Below are 21,582 nucleotides of genomic sequence, written 5' to 3' on the forward strand. Positions count from 1 at the left end.
GAGTTTGGAGGAGCGAAGATGAAAATCGACGGCGGCTGCCATTGTGGCGCCATCACCTACGAGGCGGAGGTCGACCCGGAGAACACCGGAATCTGCCACTGCACCGATTGCCAACAACTGACCGGAACGGCTTTTCGCGTGACCGTGGGCGCGCCGGAAGGCCACTACCGGATCACCAAGGGTGCGCCAAAGGTCTATATCAAGACAGGATCGAGCGGCGACAAGCGCGCGCAGGGCTTTTGCGGCGAGTGCGGCTCGCATCTCTACGCGACACCGGTTGGCGACGGGCCGAAGGTTTATGGCATCCGGGTCGGCACGGCGCGACAACGTGAACAGTTAGTCCCGAGACGGCAAAGCTGGCACCGCTCGGCGCTGCCCTGGTTGCCGGAATTCCCGGGTATGACGACCAAGGAAGAGCAGTAGCGCCGGTCCGGCGCCGCGCCTCAATCGTCGCCTTCGACGACCCTCAGCCTGAGCTGCCCGGTTTTCGAATCGGCAACGCGCGCGCCGGAATCGACCTTCGCGGCGGGAGCCCGTGACGCGGCGTCCGCGGCGGCATCGCCGTCGGGCTGCGCGCCGAATTCCAGTGCCTCGATCTTCTGGCCGCGCTTGGTGACCTTCGACGTCGAAACCAGGATGTCGTCGATGTCCTTGGCCGACTGACCGAAATGCACCTGCAGCTTGCGCACCCGCTCGTCGACGCGCGCGACATCCTCCATCAGCCGGATGACTTCGCCCTGAATCAGGTGCGCCTGTTCGCGCATGCGGGCATCCTTGAGGATCGCCTGGATGACCTGGATCGACAGCATCAGCAATGACGGCGAGACGATGACAATTCGGGCGCGGTGCGCCTTGTGGATGATCGCCTCGAAATTCTCGTGAATCTCGGCGAACACCGATTCCGAGGGCACGAACATGAAGGCGGTGTCCTGCGTCTCGCCCTGGATCAGGTATTTTTCCGAGATATCGCGGACATGGATCTCGATGTCGCGGCGGAAGGCCTGCGAGGCGGCCTTCTGCAGGTCGGCGCCGTCGGCGGCGCGGATGGCGTTCCAGGCTTCGAGCGGGAACTTGGCGTCGATGGCCAGCGACGGTGCGCCGTTCGGCATCTTCACCAGGCAGTCAGGACGGCTGCCGTTCGACAGCGTCGCCTGGAATTCATAGGCGCCGTGCGGCAGGCCGTCGGCGACAATCGCCTCCATGCGCGACTGGCCGAAGGCGCCGCGCGTCTGCTTATTGGAGAGGATCGCCTGCAGCTGCACCACCTGGCCGGCGAGCGACTGGATGTTGCCCTGCGCGACATCGATGATGGCCAGCCGCTCCTGCAATTTGGCCAGACTCTCATGCGTGGATTTGGTCTGCTCGGTCATGGTCTGGCCGAGCCGGCCGGTCATGGCGTCGAGGCGCTGGCCGATCGATTGCGTCAGCTCCGCCTGCCGTGCGCCGAACACTTCGGCGATGGCGCCCATACGACCCTGCATTTCGGCCTGGCTTTGCAGAATGCCGGCCATCCGCACTTCCGCATCGCGGGCATGATCGGCGGCTTCCGCGGCCGTGACGGCGCGCGCCTTCGCCGACCGCCACAGCGCAATGACCAGCGCCACGAACAGGGCCAGAAACAGCAAAGCGCCGAAGGCCAGCGCATGGCCGAGCGTGACGGTTGTGGCGCCAAGCCGGGCGACAGGTTCGGAAAGGATGGTGCTCAAATCATTCATGTGGACAGCATAAACGATTCGCGCTGCCGGCACAGATCAAAACGTGAACGAGCCTCCAGCCTACCGGTTGACGCTTTTCTCTGGAGGTCTTAGGTGGAACGCCATGTCGATCAAGCCGCTCATCATCCTTCCCGACCCCATCCTGCGCCAGGTTTCCATGCCCGTGGAGCGTGTCGACGCGCCTTTGCGCAGATTAGCCGACGACATGCTGGCGACCATGTATGACGCGCCGGGTATCGGGCTGGCGGCGATCCAGATCGGCGAACCGCTGCGCTTACTGGTGGTCGATCTGGCCAAGGAAGACGAGACGCCGGCGCCGCATTTCTTCATCAACCCGGAAATCCTGGAGAGCGCCGACGCGCGCTCGGTCTATGAGGAAGGCTGCCTGTCGATCCCGGATTATTACGCCGAGGTCGAACGCCCGGCCGCCGTGCGGGTCAAATATCTCGACCGCGACGGCAAATTGCAGGAGATGGAGGCCGAAGGCCTGATGGCGACCTGCCTGCAACACGAGATCGACCACCTCAATGGCGTCCTGTTCATCGACCACATCTCGAAGCTGAAGCGCGACATGGTGGTGAAGAAATTCAAGAAGCTCGCCAGGGACAAGGCGCCGGGCAAGCTGGCGGGATAGGGATCATTCGAGCACGCCACGCAAAACCCAATCCCTGCCAAGCTCGAACGCTTTTGCACCGATCTCTAACGCAAGCGCGCGAGATTCTGGCGAGATGATCAGCACCAGAGAGACAACCACGGCTAACACCATCATTAGCAGGGTGTTATAAATGGCGAAATTGCTCTCTCTTCGCCTCGACAATTCGCCTTTCTCGTATCGTTCTTCGACCGATTTGTATTCAGCTATTGGCTTCCTGCGTTTCCCAAAGGGATTTTGAGCGCGCTGCATATGAAGCTCCCAGGACAGATCCGCGAAGCATACGCCTGAACAGTTGGTGTAGACTTAATGGACCGTTTTGAGTGGCTGGGTGAAGGGGCGGAACTCTTGTTGATCAATGACTCCGGGAGTGATATCAGTGATATCAAATCTTGGAGGCATCCATGGGCGATATGTTGATCAGAGATGTTCCCGAACCCTTGAAGCGCGAAATCGAACACGCGGCGCGCAAGGGCGGCCAAAGTCTGTCGGGCAAGGCGATCGATCTCTTGCGTAAAGGCATGGTCGCGGAGAAAGAAGCCAAACCGGAGCCGGGACTTTCCGCGTGGGATGCCATTCGTTCGGCGTTCGCTGCTGAAAATGCAATAGGCGATGAATTTTCCGAGATAATGGACCAAATCGAAGCGGACGGAAAACGCGACTTCGGCCATCCAGTTGAGGATTTCGAGTGATCATCCTCGATACCAATGTTGTTTCCGAAGCCAGCAAACCGGCGCCCGACTTGAATGTCTCCGCCTGGTTCCGCAAACAGGATCTTCTCGCACTCTACATGTGTGGGCCAGTCATCATGGAGCAGTCTTTCGGGGCCGAACGGTTTTTGAACAAGACGGGATCAGACCGTTATATTCGCGTGCTCGATCAGCTGATTTCGCAGCAGTTCGCCGGCCGTATCGTGGAATTTTCCGGTTCGATCCCCCGACTTGCCGGCAAGCTGCGGGCGACGCGGGAAAGAATTGGCCGTCCGATCAGTCTTTCCGACGCCATGATTGCCGCGATCTGCCTCGCCCATGATGCGACGCTTGCCACGCGCAACGTTCGCGACTTCGACGAGCTTGACCTGAAGCGCGTAAACCCGTTTGAAGCGGACGCCTGAGCCGGCACACGGTGCGACCAAGAAGACAGGATACCAGAAGAAAAATGCCCCTTCGCGTCATCTTCATGGGCACGCCGGAGTTTTCGGTGCCGACTTTGCGCGCGATCGCCGAGGCTGGCCATGAGATATCGGCCGTCTATACCCAGCCGCCACGCGCCGCAGGGCGGCGCGGGCTGGAGTTGACGCCATCGCCGGTGCAGCGCGAGGCGGAGCGGCTGGGCATTGAAGTCCGGGCGCCGGTTTCGCTCAAGGGCGAGGCCGAGCAGGCCGCTTTCCGTGCCTTGCAGGCCGATGTCGCCGTGGTCGTCGCCTATGGCTTGCTGCTGCCGAAGGCGGTTCTCGAGGCGACCCGGCTCGGCTGCATCAACGGCCATGCGTCGCTTCTGCCGCGCTGGCGCGGTGCCGCGCCGATCCAGCGCGCCATCATGGCCGGCGACCTGGAAAGCGGCATGATGGTGATGCGCATGGAAGAGGGGCTGGACACCGGCCCGGTCGGGCTGGTTGAAAAATGCGCCATCGAACCCGATATGACAGCCGGCGATCTGCATGATCGGTTGATGAGTGTCGGTGCTGCCTTGATGGTGGAAGCGCTGGCGCGACTGGAAAGGAATACCCTGACATTCACCACACAAGCTGTGGATGGGGTGACCTACGCCAAGAAAATCGATAAATCCGAGACTCGCGTGGACTGGACTCACTCAGCAAGTGAGGTCCACAATCATATTCGCGGCCTGTCACCCTCTCCCGGCGCGTGGTCGGAGATAGGAATTGGCGGCCGTCAGGAGCGGCTGAAACTGCTTCGCTCGACGCTGTCGCAAGGCCTGTCGCTTTGGGAAGAGTTGGGCGAGTCGGGAGGAATTCTCGATGACCGGCTGACGGTCGCCTGCGGGGCAGGCGCGATCAGGCTGGTCGAAGTTCAACGCGCGGGCGGAAAGCCCGCTGCCGCGTCGGAGTTCCTGCGCGGGGCCAAGATCGAAAAAGGACTGAAATTCTCATGAGCATGATGTCGATACGCGCGGCAACGCCGCGGGATCGCGAGGCCATCCGCCTCGTCGAGGAACACGCTTTCGGCCAGCAGGCGGAGGCCGGTCTGGTCGACGCGCTGGTGACCGGCGGCGACGCTGTTGCCGAACTGGTGGCGGAAGAGGACGGCCAGGTGGTCGGCCACATCCTGTTTTCGCGGCTGTTCGTCCAGAATGGCGGCAAGACTTTCGCGGCCGTGGCGCTGGCACCGCTGGCGGTGGAGCCCTCGTTCCATGGCAGCGGCATCGGCGGCGCGCTGATCCGCGAGGCGCATATCCGCCTCAGGGATGCCGGCGAAACGCTGGCTGTGGTGCTCGGCGACCCCATCTATTACGGGCGTTTCGGATATAGCCACACGCGTGCCGAGAACTTCGAGAGCGAATACCAGGGCGAAGCGCTGCAGGCGCTGGCCTGGGGCGACGCGCCTGAGGCCGGCACACTGGTCTACGCCTCCGCCTTCACCGCTCTCGCCGCCTAGGCGAGAGCGTATAGCCGCCCGGCATGCCGCGTTTTCGCCTCGACATCGAATATAATGGCAGTCTGTTTGCCGGCTGGCAGCACCAGGCGGATCAGCCTTCGGTGCAACAGGCGATCGAGCGGGCGATCGAAAAATTCTGCGGCGAAGCGATCCGGCTGCGCGCCGCCGGCCGCACCGATGCCGGCGTCCATGCGACCGCGCAGGTGGCGCATGCCGACCTCGCCAAGGCGTGGCCGGGCGACAAGGTGCGCGATGCCGTCAACGCCCATCTGCAGGCGGGCGGGGCCCGCATCGCCATCCTGAAAGCGACAGTCGTCTCCGACAGCTTCGACGCCCGCTTCTCGGCCATCGGCCGCCACTATCTCTACCGCATCCTGAACCGCCGTGCCCCGGCCGCGCTCGACAAGGGCAAGGTATGGTGGGTGCCGAAGCGGCTCGACGTCGGCACCATGCACGAAGCGGCGAAAGTCCTGCTCGGACGGCATGATTTCACCACCTTCCGCTCGACCCAGTGCCAGGCCAACAGCCCGATCAGGACGCTGGAACGGCTCGATGTGAGCCGACAGGGCGACATGGTCGAGGTCAGGGCTTCGGCGCGCTCATTCCTGCACAATCAGGTACGTTCGATGGTCGGCTCGCTCAAGCGCGTCGGCGACGGCGGCTGGACCGCGGCCGACCTGAAAACGGCGCTCGAGGCGCACGACCGCGCCGCCTGTGGCCAAGTGGCGCCGCCCGACGGGCTGTTTCTCACCGGTGTCGATTATCCAGTCGAGACGAGCCCGGACAGGCTCTGAACTCCGACATCCTCCGGCACGGTGATGCCGAGCAGCGCCTGCAGGCCGAACAGCACCAGCAGCGAGACGATGAACATGCCGACGAAAACGGCGGTGCCGACCGATGCGCCCCTGCCGATCGTGGCGTTGGTCATGCGCCAGGTCAGCACCATCGACAGGGCAAACAGGAACAGCGACACAAGGCTCGCAGCCTGGCTTGCGGACGACAGGAAAAGCCGGATCAGCGCCGAGGGCAGCATCAGCCATGCGGTGATGGCCGAAGCCCAGTTGCTGGCGACGACGTAGTGGACGAAGCGGCCGCCTATGCCGGCGCGCGGCGCGATCAGGGCGAGCGCAACCAGCGGCAGCACCCAGGAGCCGATGTCGACCGTCGCCAGGCGGACCAGCATGCTGAAGCGGCCCGCGAAGGCGTCGGGATCGCCGATTTCGTTGGCGATGCTGACCCAGCCGACGATCAGCGCCGGTGCTGCAACGACAATGGCGAAGAAGGAATTCCAGAAGCCGTCGGCCGACAGGTCGAGCAGGCGCAGGCCGTCGGCCTTGCCGAGCATCAATCGCCAGGCGCCCGTCAGCGAAGCTTGGGTTTCGTCCGCCGAAAGCATGCCGTTCAGCCCTGTCCGAACCAGTCTTCTATGAAGCGCTGGTAGATTTGCGTCAGCGTTTCCAAATCGGCAATGGCGACGCGCTCGTCGACCATATGCATTGTCTTGCCGACCAGCCCGAACTCGACCACCGGACAATAGTCCTTGATAAAACGCGCGTCGGACGTTCCACCGGAGGTCGACAGTGTCGGCTCCTTGCCGACCGCCGACTTGATCGAGCCGCGCAGCGTTTCGATCAGCCTATCGTCGCGGGTCAGGAAGACATGGCTCGGCCGGTCGCGCCAGACGAGCTCGTAGTCGACCGGCGTCTTCTTGCCCTGCCGGTACTTCCTGCGCCTGGCCGCCTGGTCGAGCCGGTTATGGATCTCGGCCTGCAGGGTCTCGTCCGTCCAGGTGTCGTTGAAGCGGATGTTGAAGGTCGCGGTCGCTTTGGCCGCAATGACATTGGTGGCGGGGTTGCCGACATCGATGGAGGTGATCTCCAGATTGGTCGGCTGGAAATCCCTGGTTCCCTTGTCGAAAACCGGATGCAGCAAGGCGTCGACCAGGCTCATCAGCCCGCGCACCGGATTGTCGGCAAGCAGGGGATAGGCGACATGGCCCTGGCGGCCATTGACGGTGACCGCGCCGGACATCGAGCCGCGGCGGCCGATCTTGATCATGTCGCCGAGAGCGTCCGGATTGGTCGGCTCGCCGACGACAGAGGCATCCCATTTCTCGCCCCGCGAAGCCGCCCATTCGAGCAGCTTCACCGTGCCGTTGATGGCCGGGCCTTCCTCGTCGCCGGTGATCAGCAGCGAGACCGACCCTTTCGGACCGCCATTGGCCTCGACATGGCGCGCCACGGCGGCGATGAAACAGGCAATGCCGCCCTTCATGTCGACGGCGCCGCGGCCATACATCTCGCCATTGGCGATCTCGGCGGCGAAAGGCGGATGCGTCCAGGCGGCTTCGTCGCCGACAGGCACCACGTCAGTGTGTCCGGCGAACATCAGATGCGGGCCATTGCCGGAGCGCCTTGCATAGAGGTTTTCGATATCGGGCGTGCCGTCTTCGGAAAACACCGGCCGATCGACTAGGAAGCCGAGCGGTTTGAGCATCGTCTCCAGCGCGGTCAGCGCACCGCCCTCAGCGGGCGTCACCGAAGCGCAACGGATAAGGGCGGCGAGGTTTTCGGCGGGATCGGTCGGCAGCGTCATGGCAAAAGCGATAGTCGAAAGCGCAGGGCCTGTCACGGCCAGACATAGGGGCCAGCCTCATGGCTGGCGATACCGCCGATATTATGGTTTTCATGTCGTATAGTTGCGACCCGGCGCGGGCGACAGGATGGCAGACAAGGACAAACGGATCGTCATTGCCGGTGCCGGCAGCATCGGCTGCTATGCCGGCGGCTGCCTGGCGCTGGCCGGTCGAGAGGTCATTCTGCTGGCTCGGCCGCGCCTCGAGGCAGCGTTGCGGCAGGATGGATTGCGGGTCAGCGACCTCCAGGGCCGCGATCGCTCGATCAAGCCCGAGGCGCTTGTCGTCACAGCCGATCCCGCCGTCGCCTTGCCGCAGGCGGACGTGGTCCTGGTCACGGTCAAGAGCGGCGCCACCCAGGACATGGCAGATCTTATCAAAGCCCATGCCCGGCCCGACGCCGTGGTGATCAGCCTGCAGAACGGTGTCGACAATGCCGACAGGCTGCGCGCTGAACTTGCCGGACGTACGGTGCTGGCCGGCATGGTGCCGTTCAATGTGGTGCAGTCGCCGGATGGCGAGCTGCCGCTGCGCGTGCACCGCGCCAGCGACGGCACGGTAATGGTCGAGGATGGCGCCGCCGGCTTGGTCGGCCTGCTTGGCGTCGAAGGGTTTGCGGTCGAAGCCCATGGCGACATGAAAGCCGTGCTGTGGGGCAAGCTGCTGATGAATTTGAACAACGCGTTGGTGGCGCTTTCCGGCCTGCCGCTGGCGACCGAACTGGCCGATCGGCGCTGGCGGCTGATCCTGGCCAGCCAGATCGACGAGGCCCTGAGAGCGATGAGATCGTCCGGCATCGAGCCGGCGCGGATCGCCGGCCTGCCGCCGGCGTTGCTGCCGAAGGTGCTCAGGCTGCCGGACTGGCTGTTCAAGCTGCTGGCGCGCCGCATGCTGGCGATCGACGCGCAGGCGCGCTCGTCGATGTGGGACGATCTTCAGCGCGGCCGGCCGACAGAGATCGACGACCTGCAAGGCGCCATCTTGCAGCTGGCGGGGAAGGCCGGCACGCCCGTGCCGACGGTTCAGCGGGTCACCGCTTTGGTGCGCGCGGCGGAAGCGGAGCGGCTTGGCTCGCCGGGCCTGGCGCCGGAGCAGGTTGTTGCACCGGCCGGCCGTCGATCAACGTGATCTTCTGCCAGATTTTCCGCGACAGGTTGGATGCCAGGTTCTCGATGTCGTTGACGCCGTCGATGACCACGTCGTCATTGACCGACTGTGCGAACAATGCGGCGATCTTGCCCGTGATCGACAGCATTTCGGAGCAATAGTCGAGGTAACGGGCCAGGTCGGCGGCATTGGTGATGCGGGCGGGCGAATGCGACGTCGGCTTGAAATCAGCCGACAGCGCCGCCGGATCCTTGGTCAGCTGATGCATGTCGATGACGTGGATCAGCGAGCGCAGGCCATGCAGCTGGCGAAAAACCTGCTTGCGCTTGATGCGCTCCTCGGAGCGGATCAAGGCGAGAAAGCCGACAATGGCGAGGATGAACATGTTGAGCGAAGCTTCGATGCCTTGTACCGACTGGACGGCATCACCGGGTTTGGAAATGCGGTCGAACGGCAGGACGGTGCCGACGAAGATGAACATCAATGCACCGGCAACGACAGCGGCGACGATGAGGCCGCGCAGCCACCAGATCGGCGCTTCCAGGGCCTTGGCGCCCTGTGCCAGATCGCGCGACAGCGAGACCAGTTCGGCGGCAACGCTGCGCAGGCCGGCTTGGGGGAAACGCTCCGCAACACGCGTCTCCAGCCGTTCCGCGGTCTCGATGATCAGCTTCGGATCAAGCGTGCGGTAGCGCATGTCCGATCAGCCCTCAGGATTGTTCCGGCTCGTTGGTGCGCCGGCCATAGCGGTTGGGTCCAGGCTGCCCCGGAAACAGGCACAACACAAGGAAGGCGACGATCGAGACCACCGGCACGAACAGGATCAGCGCGGCAATGCCCGGCTTGTCCAAATCGTGCAGCCGCTTCACCGCCAGGGCGATGTTCGACCACAGCGAGGCGATGAAGGCGACGAAGAAGATGAACGACCACATGTTGCTCTCGGCCGAACCTTCCGGCACCAGCGTGAAGCGGTAGAGCGGGAAGGCCTGGATGATGGCGACGAGCAACCCGCCAAGAAAATAGGCCGCGCGACTGACGCGGCCCGAGGTTTTGAAGAAAAGCCAGGTGAGATCTGATCTGTCAGGCAAGCGGGTCCGGTCCATATTGATTGGCGCCTCTGGCGCCTTCGAGAATGCCGCATTCCACCAGAAACCAGATCGGGCCGATGAGCGGCACCAGCATGATCAGGCTCCACCAGCCCGACTTGCCGCGATCATGCCAGCGCTTGGCGTAGACTGCGAGCGCGAAATAGATCGAGGCCAGAGCGATGAGAATGCCGATGATGCCGATCTGGGCGCCACTGGCGGTGGTCAGACGTGTACCGAGGATTGCATCGAGAATGAAGGCAACGATGCCAATGACGATGAAAACGCCAATCGCGGCCCAGAACTTGCCACGGTTGATGCGACCATCAAAACTTGTGAGCAGATACTTCCAGTCCATGTCACCCCTCCATCTTGAACCAGCGCGACCGATTGTCGCGCCGGCGGAAGGTGCGCTCGCTTTGCGCAAAGATCAATCGCGCAGCAATTCATTGATCGAGGTTTTGGAGCGGGTCTTGGCGTCGACACGCTTGACGATGACGGCGCAGTAGAGGTTGGGACCCGGCTCGCCGTTCGGAAAGGGCTTGCCCGGCATGGTGCCGGCGACGACGACGGAATTCGGCGGCACTTCGCCATAGAAAATCTCGCCGGTGGCGCGGTCGACGATCTTGGTCGACTGGCCGATGAAGACGCCCATGCCGAGCACAGAGCCTTCGCGCACGATGCAGCCCTCGACCACTTCCGAACGCGCGCCGATAAAACAATTGTCCTCGATGATGGTCGGGCCGGCCTGCATCGGCTCCAGCACGCCGCCGATGCCGACGCCGCCGGACAGATGCACGTTCTTACCGATCTGGGCGCAGGAGCCGACCGAGGCCCAGGTGTCGACCATGGTGCCGCTGTCGACATACGCGCCGACATTGACGAAGGACGGCATCAGCACGGCGCCCGGTGCGACATAGGCCGAACGGCGCACGACCGACGACGGCACGGCTCGGAAGCCCGCCTTTTCGAAATCGACGGCACTCCAGCCGTCGAACTTCGACGGCACCTTGTCCCACCACACCGCCTCGCCGGGTCCCCCCTTGATGATCTCCATCGGGTTGAGCCGGAACGACAACAGCACGGCCTTCTTCAGCCACTGGTTGACATGCCACTTGCCGTCGGCCTGCCGCTCGGCGACGCGGACGGCGCCGCGGTCGAGCAGATCGAGCGCCGACTGGATGGCGTCGCGCGTTTCGCCGCGCGTCGCAGTCGAAATCGCGTCGCGTTCCTCGAAGGCCTTCTCGATGGTCTTTTCGAGGCTCGCCAGATCGGGCTTCGACATGAATTCGCTCCATTACCAAGCTGTTAAGGGGCTGCGCCTTAACCTGTTTTGAAAGTCGCGCGGACCCCTTGGCAGGCTTTGCCTGTCTGGATCTTTGCATGTAGCAGGTTCTTGTCACAAAACCGCGGGACACTTTTGCGGAACCTGCTTATGTGAAGCCTTGGTGAGGGTCAATCGCGGCTGCGTCCTGGGGCGGCGCAAGTGAAGAATTTGGACGGGTAGAGCATATGACACCTATGGAAAAGGCGGGCTGGACGCCACTGCCGCATTCGGACGAGGATCTGGAGCGGTCGAAGAGTGTGCCGGATACGCCGCAGACGCGTGCCGAAACCTACCGGCTCGCCTGGAACGATCCCGACTTCATGACGCGGCGCGAGTTGCGCGCGGTCCGGCTGCAGCTCGAGCTCCTGAAACCGGAAATGATCCTGGCCGAACGCGGCATCCGTTCGACGGTGATCCTGTTCGGCGGCGCGCGCCTGCCGGAACCCGGCGGCGAGGCCTGGGCGGCCAAGAACGAGACGCAGAAGAAGAACCTCGAGGAAAACAGCAAATACTACGAGGAAGCGCGCAAATTCGCCCGCCTCTGCTCGCAGCAGTCGGCTACCTCCTATTACCGCGAATATGTCGTGGTGACCGGTGGCGGGCCCGGCGTGATGGAAGCGGGAAACCGCGGCGCCGACGATGTCGGCGCGCCGTCGATCGGCCTCAACATCGTCCTGCCGCACGAGCAGGCGCCGAACATCTATGTGACGCCGGAGCTCTGCTTCAACTTCCATTATTTTGCTATCCGCAAGATGCATTTCGTCATGCGCGCCAAGGCGGTCGCGGTGTTTCCGGGCGGCTTCGGCACGATGGATGAATTCTTCGAGACGCTGACCCTGATCCAGACAGGGCGCATGGAGCGCGTGCCGGTGATCCTGTTCGGCAAATCCTTCTGGAAGCGGGCGATCAATCTCGATTTTCTCGCCGAGCAGGGCACGATCAGCCCCGGCGATCAGGACATCATCGACTTCGTCGACACCGCCGACGAAGCCTGGGGGATCATCAGCCGGTTCTACAAGTTAGGGGAGTAGGGAAATGGGGAATTGAAGAGCTGACGAATTGAAGAACTGGGGAACTCGGGAACTCGGGAACTGGGGGAATCCGTAGAGACCGTCCTTCATTCTTCAATTCTTCAATTCTTCAATTCCCCTCTTCCTTCCCCCTCCACAATCGCCGTCAGAAACCCCGCCAGGTCGTCGGTGACGAAATCGACGTCGTCCTCGTTGGCCGGGTCGCGCTCCCATATCTCGGAAAAGGTGGGCTCGAAATTGCGCGGCACGATAAGCACCGTGGTCATGCCGAGCGACTTCGGCACCGACAGGTTACGGGCAAGGTCTTCGAACATCACCGCATTGTGGCCGGTGACGGCGTGGAGTTCGGCGAACTTCTCGTAGGTCTGGCGCGCCGGCTTGGGATTGAGCCCGGCGGCGACGATGTCGAAGATGTCGTCGAAATGGTCGAGGATGCCGAGTTGGCGCGCAGTGCGCTCGGCGTGCCTGCGGTCGCCATTGGTGAAGATGAACTTGCGGCCCGGAAGCTGGCGGATGGCGGTGCCGAGAACGGGGTCTGGCACCAGCCATGAATAGTCGATGTCGTGGACCTTCTCGAGGAAATCATCGGGGTCGATGCCATGACGTGTCATCAGGCCGTTCAGCGTCGTGCCATATTCGCGGTAGAGTTCCTTCTGCAACTTGCGCGCATCGTCGCGCGGCAATGCCAGCAGCTCGCCGACATAGGCGGTCATCTTGACGTCGATCTGCGAGAACAGATTCGAATGATGCGGATAGAGCGTGTTGTCGAGATCGAAAACCCAGTCGGTGACATGGGCGAAGCGGGCGGGGTCAGGGAGCGTGGTCATGGGCTCCTTATGGCATGAAACGCGCATTCCGGAAGCGACTTTATCCACAACTTCTGCTCGTTGAGGTTGCGTAAATCGCCTCACGATTCAAATTTTAGGCATCTGGGAAAGGTGGCCTTTAGGGCTTGCTGGCAGAGAGGCAGTCTTGTGGGAGCAAGCGATGAACAGCATAATTCTGAGATCCGCCGCCGTTGCTTTCGCCTCAGTCGCGGCCTCTCTCCTACTGACCCTGATCATCGTTCCGGCCATGGGATTTCCGGTCAACCGCACGATCTGGCTGACCTCCACCCTCTGTCCGCTGGTGCTGGCGTGGGCTGCCAGCGCAAGCACTTTCTGGCAAAGCGACAGGCTGAAAAACGCGCATCGCGATCTCGCCCGAGCCCATGCCCAGCTCGCCGCCGCGCATCGCCGCCTGGCGGAAAAGGCGAGCCGCGACGACATGACCGGCATGCTCAACCGGGAAAGCTTCTTTGCCGCGCTCGACGGTTCGCGCCGCAAGTCCGATCGCGGCGCGCTGCTGATCATCGATGCCGATCACTTCAAGACCATCAACGACAATTTCGGCCATCTGACAGGTGATGACGCGCTGCTTTTGATCGCCAGCGCGATCCAGCGCGGCGTGCGCAGCGGCGATGTGCTCGGCCGCATCGGCGGCGAGGAGTTCGGCGCCTTCCTGATCGGCGCCACCGAACAGGAGGCCAAGCGCGTCGCCGAACGAATTCGCCGCGAAGTGGAGCTGATCCGCTTCCGGCCCGTCGACGAGCGGACCATCCCGCTCACGGTCAGCATCGGCGGCACCGTCTGCGGCGAGGAAGCCAGTGTGTCGGAGCTGATGCGCGCCGCCGACCGGCGCCTCTACCAGGCGAAGCACCAGGGCCGTAACCTGACGATCATCGACACCGGCATTTCCGAGGCGGCGTGATCCGATCTGCCGCAACCGGCCTGTTAAGAAAATTCTAACCCTGTTTGCACTCGGTTGTACCGCTTAGCCGGGTTTTCACTGCTTTGCGGCCAGACTTGGCACGATACTGGCTTCTACGGTGATGCATGTGTCGTTCCGGGAATTGCCGTTCTGGGAACGCCATGCAGTGCCGAAGCCCAGCCGAGAGACGAGCCATGAGTTTCATCATCAAGAAAATGTCACGCCGCGCGCTCGTGCAGGCGTTGATCGCATTGCCTGCCCTGTCTTTGTTCCGCAAGCTGCCTAATGCCGATGTCGCCGGTCCAAAGCCCGACCCGAACGAGATCGTCGAGGTCAATGGCTGGATCCTGAAGCGGAGCGACCTGGCATGATCTTCGACAGCTACGAGGCGTATCGCGCCGCGAACTTCACCCCAAAAGTGTGCATCCTAGGCTCCGGCCCGGCCGGCACGACCATTGCCCGCAAGCTTGGCGCGGCCGGCATTCCGGTGGTGGTGATGGAGGCCGGTCCGCGCGAATTCAGCGACGAGTCGCAGGACTTTTACCGTGGCAGCACGGTCGGCGATTTCTATTTCGATCTCGACATAACCCGGCTGCGGTTGATGGGCGGCAGTTCCAACCACTGGGCCGGCTGGTGCCGCGTGCTCGACAAGCAGGATTTCGAGCCGAAGGCCTGGGTACCCGATACGGGCTGGCCGATCCGCCGCACCGACATCGAACCCTATCTGCCGGAAGTGCGCGACATTCTCGACCTTCCGGCCCTCCGGCCAGATGTGCCGATCTCGGACGACATTCACTGGGTGCAGCTGATCAAGAGCCCGGCCGTGCGCTTCGCCGAGAAGTTCGGCGATGAACTCGACAAGGCCAAGAACATCGCGGTGGTGCTCAACACTTGTGCCACCGAACTTTCCGGCGACGGCAAACGTGTGACGGGCGCCAGACTGTGGTCGAACGGGCAGGATGCCGGCTCCTTCAGTGCCGACTATTTCATCGTCTGCACCGGCGGGCTGGAGAATTCGCGGCTGCTTCTGTGGTCGAACCAGCGTTCGAACGGCGGCGTCGTGCCGAATGCGACGGCGCTTGGCCGCTACTGGATGGAGCATCCGACCTTCGAGGGCGGCAACGCGATCCTGGCCGACTACAACGCGTTCGAGGTCGACGCCGTCAATGAGGCCTTCTTCTCGCCGACCCTTGCCGCCATGGAGCGGCTGCAGATCATGAATTTCGGCATCCGGCTGATCGAGACGCCGTATTCCGGCGTCAAGAGCCTTATCGCCGACCTCGCCTGCACGGCACCCGACATGGCCGAGTGGATGTCCTCCAAGCTCAGTCAGAGACTGCGCTGCGCCGCCCAGCTCTACGTCGCCTGGGAACAGGCGCCGCTGGCCTCCAACCAGATCGAGTTGTCGAAGACCGATGTCGACCATGCCGGCGTGCCACGCATCGAATTGCACTGGAAGAAATCGGAAATGGAGCGCCGCACCCTGCTCGAAGGGCTCAGACTGTTCGGCAAGACGCTGATCGAGAAGAATCTCGGCCGCGTGCGTATTGCCGACTGGATCAGCAATGGTCAGGATTATCCGACCAACGACGAGACGGCGGGCCATCATCACATGGGCGGCACGCGCATGGGCACCGACGTCAGCAAGAGCGTGGTCGACGCCAACTGCAAGGTGCACGGCATGGACAATCTCTATGTCGGCGGCTCCTCGGTGTTCTGCACGTCGGGCCAATGCAACCCGACGACGACGATCACCGCGCTGGCCTGCCGGCTGGGCGACCATCTGAGCAAGGTGGTCACCGCCTGACGGTTCTGCACTATAACGTCGCCGGGTCGAGCGCCGGCTGGTCCTTGCGTCGGGCGACGATTGCCGCGAAATCGGCGGTCTGGAAGGCATCGCGCAAGGCGTCGAAGGACGGCAGCACGAAATAGGCGCGCTGGAACTTGTCGATCTCGTAGCCGGTGCGCATCACCGTTTCGAGGTCGAAGGGCACGTGGTGGGCGTCATTGCCTTCGACCGCGAACTGCAGCTCGGTAAACGACGACATCAGGCCGGCGCCAAAGGCCTTTAGCGGCTGGCCGGCCTCCTGCATCAAGCCGTATTCGGCCGTGTACCAGTAGAGCCTGGAAATCATCTCGTCGCCGCCCAGCGCGATGATGTCGCCGGCCTTCTCGCCATACATCTGCATGAAGTCGGCGAACACCGGTTGCGACAGCGCCGGCACGTGGCCGAAGAAATCATGGAACATGTCGGGCTCGACAATGTAGTCGAGCTCCTGCCTGGTCCGCAGCCAGTTGGTGACCGGGAAGCGGCGATCGGCGAGATGATCGAAAAACGGGGCCGCGGGAATGAGACCGGGCACCGCGACGATCTCCCAGCCGGTCAATTTGCGCAGCTTGGCGCTGACCTCGTCGAAATCGGGAATACGGTCGAGCAGGCCAAGTTTTTCGACGCCGTCGAGATAGGAATGGTGGGCGAGCCTGCGCGTCAATTTGGTCTGGCGGTCGCACAGCGTGCGCCACACCGCCTGCTCTTCTTCGCTGTAATCGTAGCCCTGCGACACGGTGAAATCGGCGCGGCAGACCGAATAGTCACCGCGCAATCCTTGCGCCGCGCAGTCGCGGGCATATTCGGCAACGCTCATCGTCGTCATGGTTTTCCTCCTCGCAAATCATGAATGGCTGACGTGCCGAAAGGCTAACCGGATTTGCCGAGGCAAATCGGTTTTGATGATGGCTCGAACGGAATATTTGGGATAACATCCACTCACAAAACCCTCTATCGGAGTGAAAATGCCTCAATTCGACGATTTCGAGATCAAGATGCTCGATGTCCTGCAGCGCGACGGGCGCAAGCCGGTTTCCGAACTGGCGCAAGAGATCGGCCTGTCGACGACGCCGTGCGCGCGGCGCTTCGAGGCGCTGCAGGAGGCCGGCATCATCAAGGGATTTGCCGCGGTGATCAGCCGCCGCGCGGTCGGCCTGATGGTCGAGGTGTTCATCCAGGTGCGCCTGGTCAGCCACAGCGACGGCTCGCCCGAAAGCTTCATCGCCGCCGTGCAGCGCATGGACGAGGTGTCCTCGTGCTGGACGATGACTGGCGACCATGACTTTCTACTGCATGTCATGGTGCCGTCGGTCGACGAACTCAACGCCTTCGTTATGCACCGGCTGATGCGGCTCGACGGCGTGCGCGACGTCCACACGCAGTTGGTGCTGCAGAACATCAAGGGGCCGGGCCATGTGCCGCTCGGGCATCTCAGGCGATGACAATGCCTCTCTTCGCACTCCTTGGGGAAAAGCTGCACGCAAACTGCTGAAACGGGCCAAGCGCGTGTCCACATCGCCGGCCAGCTTGCGCGGACCAACCGCCCAGAGGTCCGCCATGAAAATCGTCCTGATCAATCCGCCGCACACCGCCATCGGCAGCCGCGTGCCCGACGATCACCTGCCGCCGCTCGGCCTTCTGGCGATCGGCGGGCCTCTGATCGATGCCGGGCACGAAGTACAGCTCGTCGACGCCGAATTCGGGCCGATACCGCTCGATGACGTCGTGCGCGACGCACTGGAGGACCACCCCGACTTCGTCCTGATCGGCCATTCCGGCTCGACCTCGGCGCACCCGACCGCCTTGCTGATCGCACGCATGATCAAGGAGAGGGAGCCGGCGACCATCATCATCTATGGCGGCGTTTTCCCTACCTATCATTGGCGCGACATCCTGGCCGCTACCGATGCTTTCGACTTCATCGTGCGCGGCGAGGGCGAGGCGACCGTCGTGGCGCTGGTCGAGGCGCTGGAAATGCACCAGCCGCCGGCGAGCGTGGCCGGCATCGCCTATCGCGACGATCTCAGCCGCCCCTTCGCCACACAGGCCGCCATGACCATTGCCGACCTCGACGCCTACCGCGTCGGTTGGGAGCTGATTGAGCACTCGCGGTACAGTTACTGGGGCGGCAAGCGGGCCGTGGTCATGCAGTTTTCGCGCGGCTGTCCGCATCTGTGCAATTATTGCGGCCAGCGCGGCTTCTGGACCCGCTGGCGGCATCGCGATCCGGTGAAATTCGCCAGGGAGATCGCCTGGCTGCACCGCGAGCACGGCGTCGAGCTGATCAATCTCGCCGACGAGAATCCGACGGTCTCGAAGAAGGCCTGGCGTGCCTTCCTCGACGCCCTTATCGCCGAGAACGTGCCGGTGCTGATCGTCGGTTCGACCCGTGCCGACGACATAGTGCGCGATGCCGACACCCTGCATCTCTACCGCAAGGCCGGCGTCATCCGCTGGCTGCTCGGCATGGAAAACACCGACGAGCAGACGCTTCAATTGATCCGCAAGGGCGGCAGCACATCATCCGACCGCGAGGCGATAAGGCTGCTGCGCCTCAACGGCATCCTGTCGATGGCGACCTGGGTGGCCGGCTTCGAGGACGAAGGGTTCCGCGATCTGTGGCGCGGCTTTCGCCAGCTCATCGCCTATGACCCCGACCAGATCCAGGCGCTCTATGTGACGCCGCATCGCTGGACGCCGTTCTTCCGCATCGCGCGGGATCGCAAGGTGATCCAGCAGGATGCGCGCTTGTGGGATTACAAGCACCAGGTGCTGCAGATGACGCGGCTGAAACCCTGGATGCTGTTCTTCAGCGTCAAGCTGATCGAGCTGGCGGTGCAATCACGGCCGAAGGCGCTGGCCCGCATCCTGTTACACAAGGATCCCGAGCAGCGGCATTCGATGCGCTGGTACACACAGATGGGCCGCCGCGTCTGGTTCCGCGAGGTCTGGGGTTTTCTGGTCCGCGACGTCAGGGTGAAAGACGGCCCGACGCTGGCTGAATTCTGGGGCGCGCCGCAGGACGCCGAGGAGGAATCGATGACGGTTTCACGGCCGGCCAGAAAGCTCGCCATTCCCACCATCGGCAATATTGAAGATTCCGAGGCGAAAAAGTTAGCCGGCTGACGAGCCCCTCAGGGCACGATCAGCGTGCCGGCGCCATGTTCGGTGAACAGTTCCAACAGCACCGCATGCGGCGTCTTGCCGTTGAGGATGACGACGCCTTCGACACCGCGTTCGATCGCTTCGATGCAGGTCTCGACCTTGGGGATCATGCCGCCCGAGACCGTGCCGTCCTTGATCAGCGCCTTGGCCTCGGCCACGGTCAGTTCGTCGATCAGCTTCTTGTTCTTGTCGAGCACACCAGGCACGTCGGTGAGGAACAGCAGGCGCGTCGCCTGGCAGGCGCCGGCAATGGCGCCGGCGAAGGTGTCGGCATTGATGTTGTAGGTGTGGCCGTCGCGGCCTGGCGCCACCGGCGCCAGCACCGGGATCATCTCGGAGCGTGCCAGAAGATCGAGCAAGGTGCGGTCGACCTCGACCGGCTCGCCGACGAAGCCGAGATCGAGCACGCGCTCGATGTTGGAGTCCGGATCGATCATGGTCTTGCGAGCCTTTTCGGCGAAAACCATGTTGCCGTCCTTGCCGCAGAGACCGATCGCCCATTCGCCCTCGGCGTTGATCAGCGCGACGATCTCCTTGTTGATCGAACCGGCCAGCACCATTTCGACGATCTCGACCGTCTTCTGGTCGGTGACGCGCAGGCCGCCCTCGAACTTCGATTCGATGCCCATCTTGGCCAGCATGGCGCCGATCTGCGGGCCGCCGCCATGGACGACGATCGGGTTGACGCCGGACTGCTTGAGCAGCGCGATGTCGCGCGCGAAGGCCTTGCCGAGTTCGATATCGCCCATGGCATGGCCGCCATATTTCACCACGACCGTCTTGTGTTCGTAGCGCTGCATGTAGGGCAGCGCCCGCGACAACAGGGCTGCCTGCATTTCGGCGGTGGCGGTTATTTCCGTCATCGGTTTGGTTCCCGGCTTTTTATTTTAAGCACGTCGTTGTCCCAAAACCCCTGGACACTTTTGGGCGACATGCATCAGGTAAGGACGGCGGCGTCTTAGCGGGAATTGGCGCCGCCCGCAAATGGCTTTGCTGTCATATTCAAGCGCTTCACGACCTCGTCATCGTGTCGGCACCATCAGCGGCGCCCTGCGGTCCAGCCAACCCGAGATCTTCTCCATCTGCGCGGCGAGCGACAAAAGCGTCTCTTCGTCGCCCGGACGGCCGGCCGCCTGGACGCCGAGCGGCAGGCCGGCGTCAGTGACATGGACCGGCAGCGCGATCGACGGCTGGCCGCTGACATTCTGGATCGCCGGCCAATGGGTGAACCAGAGGCTCTTGTCCATCAATTGGCCGAAGAACGGCTTCAGCTTCAGCAAGGGTGTCAGGTGAAGCTTGTCGAGCAGGTTCTCGATGAGCTCGTCGGCGCCTTTGGGATCCATGGCGCCGCAGGCGAGCGGCGGGTGGGCAATGACCGGCATCAGCACGGCGTCGTACTGCACGGTCTCCGAAATCAGCTGCCGCGAGGCGGCATGCAGCCGCTGCAGGTCGGCATAGGTCTCGCCGGCCGACACCATTTCGCCGAAGCGGGCGAGCACCCGCGTCGCCCGCTCGATGTCACCGGTAACGGAACGGCCGACGCGCAGCGCTTCGGCCCGCATCGTGCCGGCGACGGCGGAGGCAACCGTCCTGCAGAAATCGGCGAAGAAATCGCGGCCGATAAAGGGCAGGTCGATCTCCTCGACCGTGTGGCCGCCCTCGCGGGCAAGCGCCACCGCCTTGTCGAGCGCCTTGAGCGTCTCGTCCGAGATCGGCAGGCCAAGCGGGGATTTGCGGTACACGGCCAGGCTGAGCTTGCCGGGGTCGCGCGCCGCGGCGGCCGCGAACGTGCCTTTCGGCGGCGGCGCGGCATAGGGCGACAGAGGATCGGACCCATGGGTGAGGTCGAGCAGCAGCGCGCAATCACGCACCGAACGGGTGAGCGCATGGTCGACGACCATGCCGTACCAGCTTTCGCTCACCAGCGGCGTCAGCGGTGTGCGGCCGCGCGACGTCTTCAGGCCGACAAGCCCGGTGCAGGCGGCAGGCACGCGGATCGAGCCGCCGCCATCGGAGGCATGTGCCACCGGCACTACGCCGGCTGCGACCAGTGCAGCCGCACCACCCGACGAGCCGCCGCTGGTGTGACCGGTGTTCCACGGATTGCGGGTGATGCCGAAGGCCCTGGATTCGGTCATCAATCGAAGCCCGTGCTCCGGCGATGTCGAGGTGACGATCGGGATAAGTCCGGCAGCGATGTAGCGGTCGGTCAGCACCGAATTGACATCGGCCAGCCATGCCGGAATGCGGCTGCCGCCATGCGTCGGCACGCCCCTGATGGCGATGCCGAGATCCTTGATGGCGAAGGGAACACCGGCCAGCGGCAGCGAAGGGTCGACGGTCTTGGCGCGGGCCCGCGCGGCATCGTAGAGCGGTTCGGCCGTGGCATTGATGTCGGGACGGGTGGCCTCGGCGCGGGCAATCGCGGCGTCGGTCAGCTCGACGGCCGAAACCTCGCCCTTGCGGACCAGATCGGCGAGGCCCGCGGCATCTTCTTCCCAAAGGATCCGTTCGACCGACATGCGCGCTCCCCCCATCACTGAGGGCAAGCTAGCCAGTGGCGATTCCATTGGCAATCGGTCGACGGACCCGGCTGGCGACACACAAAAGCTTAGGCGTGCACAAGGTTATTTCCGCCGTTGCAAATACATTGCAATCGCCTAACTTGCCGCG

At 63.2% G+C, this 21,582-nt stretch carries 26 protein-coding genes; 14 read left to right on the forward strand and 12 right to left on the reverse strand.

What is annotated here, in order from left to right; translation table 11 throughout:
* Positions 1-18 precede the first annotated feature (18 nt).
* Positions 19-423 (forward strand): GFA family protein, encoded by a 405-nt coding sequence (locus AC0L3E_RS20995; RefSeq protein ID WP_473605537.1) that lies wholly within the window; start codon positions 19-21, stop codon positions 421-423.
* A gap of 20 nt (positions 424-443) precedes the next feature.
* Here AC0L3E_RS20995 and AC0L3E_RS21000 read toward each other — a convergent pair whose 3' ends face one another.
* Positions 444-1,715, reverse strand: coding sequence for a DNA recombination protein RmuC (locus AC0L3E_RS21000; protein WP_128308757.1), 1,272 nt, complete (start codon positions 1,713-1,715; stop codon positions 444-446).
* A 103-nt stretch (positions 1,716-1,818) separates the two neighbouring features.
* On the opposite strand from AC0L3E_RS21000, the gene def reads away from it, so the two are divergent.
* Positions 1,819-2,349, forward strand: a complete 531-nt coding sequence (gene def / locus AC0L3E_RS21005) for a peptide deformylase (RefSeq protein WP_128308758.1) — start codon at positions 1,819-1,821, stop codon at positions 2,347-2,349.
* 3 nt (positions 2,350-2,352) lie between these two features.
* Here the strand turns inward: def and AC0L3E_RS21010 are convergent, their stop codons facing one another.
* Complete coding sequence (locus AC0L3E_RS21010; RefSeq protein WP_128308759.1) at positions 2,353-2,619, reverse strand: hypothetical protein; 267 nt, start codon at positions 2,617-2,619, stop codon at positions 2,353-2,355.
* 152 nt (positions 2,620-2,771) lie between these two features.
* On the opposite strand from AC0L3E_RS21010, the gene AC0L3E_RS21015 reads away from it, so the two are divergent.
* From AC0L3E_RS21015 to truA, 5 genes are read left to right on the forward strand one after another with little or no spacing between them, the layout of a single operon-like run.
* Positions 2,772-3,059: a plasmid stabilization protein gene (locus tag AC0L3E_RS21015; protein WP_473605538.1), complete on the forward strand. Its 288-nt coding sequence runs from the start codon at positions 2,772-2,774 to the stop codon at positions 3,057-3,059.
* Entirely contained in the window at positions 3,056-3,481 is a 426-nt protein-coding gene (locus AC0L3E_RS21020; RefSeq protein WP_127383449.1) for a type II toxin-antitoxin system VapC family toxin, read from the forward strand. The genes AC0L3E_RS21015 and AC0L3E_RS21020 overlap by 4 nt, the downstream gene beginning before the upstream one ends.
* A 44-nt stretch (positions 3,482-3,525) precedes the next feature.
* Positions 3,526-4,479, forward strand: a complete 954-nt coding sequence (gene fmt, locus AC0L3E_RS21025) for a methionyl-tRNA formyltransferase (RefSeq protein WP_473605539.1) — start codon at positions 3,526-3,528, stop codon at positions 4,477-4,479.
* Positions 4,476-4,982, forward strand: a complete 507-nt coding sequence (locus AC0L3E_RS21030) for a GNAT family N-acetyltransferase (protein ID WP_127271002.1) — start codon at positions 4,476-4,478, stop codon at positions 4,980-4,982. The genes fmt and AC0L3E_RS21030 overlap by 4 nt, the downstream gene beginning before the upstream one ends.
* A gap of 23 nt (positions 4,983-5,005) precedes the next feature.
* Positions 5,006-5,776 carry a tRNA pseudouridine(38-40) synthase TruA gene (gene truA / locus AC0L3E_RS21035; RefSeq protein WP_473605540.1) on the forward strand — a complete coding sequence of 257 codons (771 nt, stop codon included), beginning with the start codon at positions 5,006-5,008 and terminating at the stop codon, positions 5,774-5,776.
* Here truA and AC0L3E_RS21040 read toward each other — a convergent pair.
* Both AC0L3E_RS21040 and dapE read right to left on the reverse strand, forming a co-directional pair.
* Complete coding sequence (locus AC0L3E_RS21040) at positions 5,743-6,378, reverse strand: transporter (RefSeq protein ID WP_473605541.1); 636 nt, start codon at positions 6,376-6,378, stop codon at positions 5,743-5,745. The two genes, truA and AC0L3E_RS21040, sit on opposite strands and share 34 nt — an antisense overlap.
* Positions 6,379-6,383: 5 nt before the next feature.
* Positions 6,384-7,577: a succinyl-diaminopimelate desuccinylase gene (dapE, locus tag AC0L3E_RS21045; RefSeq protein WP_127273255.1), complete on the reverse strand. Its 1,194-nt coding sequence runs from the start codon at positions 7,575-7,577 to the stop codon at positions 6,384-6,386.
* Positions 7,578-7,704: 127 nt separating this feature from the next.
* Between dapE and AC0L3E_RS21050 the strand changes: the two genes are divergently transcribed.
* Positions 7,705-8,745 (forward strand): 2-dehydropantoate 2-reductase, encoded by a 1,041-nt coding sequence (locus tag AC0L3E_RS21050; RefSeq protein ID WP_473605543.1) that lies wholly within the window; start codon positions 7,705-7,707, stop codon positions 8,743-8,745.
* Here AC0L3E_RS21050 and AC0L3E_RS21055 read toward each other — a convergent pair.
* From AC0L3E_RS21055 to dapD, 4 genes are all read right to left on the reverse strand, one after another.
* The gene (locus AC0L3E_RS21055; protein WP_473605544.1) at positions 8,648-9,421 is read right to left on the reverse strand and encodes a hypothetical protein; all 774 of its coding nucleotides are present in this window, start codon (positions 9,419-9,421) and stop codon (positions 8,648-8,650) included. The two genes, AC0L3E_RS21050 and AC0L3E_RS21055, sit on opposite strands and share 98 nt — an antisense overlap.
* A gap of 13 nt (positions 9,422-9,434) precedes the next feature.
* Positions 9,435-9,812: a DUF805 domain-containing protein gene (locus AC0L3E_RS21060; RefSeq protein ID WP_023810766.1), complete on the reverse strand. Its 378-nt coding sequence runs from the start codon at positions 9,810-9,812 to the stop codon at positions 9,435-9,437.
* Complete coding sequence (locus tag AC0L3E_RS21065) at positions 9,805-10,167, reverse strand: DUF805 domain-containing protein (protein ID WP_127318322.1); 363 nt, start codon at positions 10,165-10,167, stop codon at positions 9,805-9,807. Before AC0L3E_RS21065 ends, AC0L3E_RS21060 begins: the two co-directional genes overlap by 8 nt.
* A gap of 72 nt (positions 10,168-10,239) precedes the next feature.
* A complete protein-coding gene (gene dapD / locus AC0L3E_RS21070) occupies positions 10,240-11,094 on the reverse strand; it encodes a 2,3,4,5-tetrahydropyridine-2,6-dicarboxylate N-succinyltransferase (RefSeq protein ID WP_127269742.1) in 855 nt (284 codons plus the stop codon).
* Positions 11,095-11,321: 227 nt separating this feature from the next.
* Here dapD and AC0L3E_RS21075 point away from each other — a divergent pair, with 227 nt between their 5' ends.
* Positions 11,322-12,167 carry an LOG family protein gene (locus AC0L3E_RS21075; protein WP_023810769.1) on the forward strand — a complete coding sequence of 282 codons (846 nt, stop codon included), beginning with the start codon at positions 11,322-11,324 and terminating at the stop codon, positions 12,165-12,167.
* Positions 12,168-12,268: 101 nt separating this feature from the next.
* On the opposite strand, the gene AC0L3E_RS21080 is transcribed toward AC0L3E_RS21075, so the two are convergent.
* Positions 12,269-12,994, reverse strand: a complete 726-nt coding sequence (locus AC0L3E_RS21080; protein ID WP_127395611.1) for a pyrimidine 5'-nucleotidase — start codon at positions 12,992-12,994, stop codon at positions 12,269-12,271.
* Between the two features lie 160 nt (positions 12,995-13,154).
* Between AC0L3E_RS21080 and AC0L3E_RS21085 the strand changes: the two genes are divergently transcribed.
* The 3 genes from AC0L3E_RS21085 (at position 13,155) to AC0L3E_RS21095 (ending at position 15,723) form a co-directional block, all read left to right on the forward strand.
* On the forward strand, positions 13,155-13,916 hold the full coding sequence (locus AC0L3E_RS21085; protein WP_127269432.1) for a GGDEF domain-containing protein: 762 nt from the start codon (positions 13,155-13,157) through the stop codon (positions 13,914-13,916).
* 194 nt (positions 13,917-14,110) lie between these two features.
* Positions 14,111-14,287 (forward strand): hypothetical protein, encoded by a 177-nt coding sequence (locus AC0L3E_RS21090; protein WP_128307423.1) that lies wholly within the window; start codon positions 14,111-14,113, stop codon positions 14,285-14,287.
* Positions 14,284-15,723, forward strand: coding sequence for a GMC oxidoreductase (locus tag AC0L3E_RS21095; RefSeq protein ID WP_473605545.1), 1,440 nt, complete (start codon positions 14,284-14,286; stop codon positions 15,721-15,723). The genes AC0L3E_RS21090 and AC0L3E_RS21095 overlap by 4 nt, the downstream gene beginning before the upstream one ends.
* Positions 15,724-15,733: 10 nt before the next feature.
* On the opposite strand, the gene phhA is transcribed toward AC0L3E_RS21095, so the two are convergent.
* Entirely contained in the window at positions 15,734-16,570 is an 837-nt protein-coding gene (gene phhA, locus AC0L3E_RS21100; protein WP_473605546.1) for a phenylalanine 4-monooxygenase, read from the reverse strand.
* 139 nt (positions 16,571-16,709) lie between these two features.
* On the opposite strand from phhA, the gene AC0L3E_RS21105 reads away from it, so the two are divergent.
* On the forward strand, positions 16,710-17,186 hold the full coding sequence (locus AC0L3E_RS21105; RefSeq protein ID WP_027040109.1) for an Lrp/AsnC family transcriptional regulator: 477 nt from the start codon (positions 16,710-16,712) through the stop codon (positions 17,184-17,186).
* A gap of 115 nt (positions 17,187-17,301) precedes the next feature.
* Positions 17,302-18,870, forward strand: coding sequence for a magnesium-protoporphyrin IX monomethyl ester anaerobic oxidative cyclase (gene bchE / locus AC0L3E_RS21110; RefSeq protein ID WP_473605547.1), 1,569 nt, complete (start codon positions 17,302-17,304; stop codon positions 18,868-18,870).
* An 8-nt stretch (positions 18,871-18,878) separates the two neighbouring features.
* On the opposite strand, the gene argB is transcribed toward bchE, so the two are convergent.
* Positions 18,879-19,772, reverse strand: a complete 894-nt coding sequence (gene argB, locus AC0L3E_RS21115; protein ID WP_013528489.1) for an acetylglutamate kinase — start codon at positions 19,770-19,772, stop codon at positions 18,879-18,881.
* 159 nt (positions 19,773-19,931) lie between these two features.
* On the reverse strand, positions 19,932-21,431 hold the full coding sequence (locus AC0L3E_RS21120) for an amidase (protein WP_127272326.1): 1,500 nt from the start codon (positions 21,429-21,431) through the stop codon (positions 19,932-19,934).
* Positions 21,432-21,582: the final 151 nt, after the last annotated feature.

It is taken from the genome of Mesorhizobium sp. WSM4822, assembly GCF_055811155.1.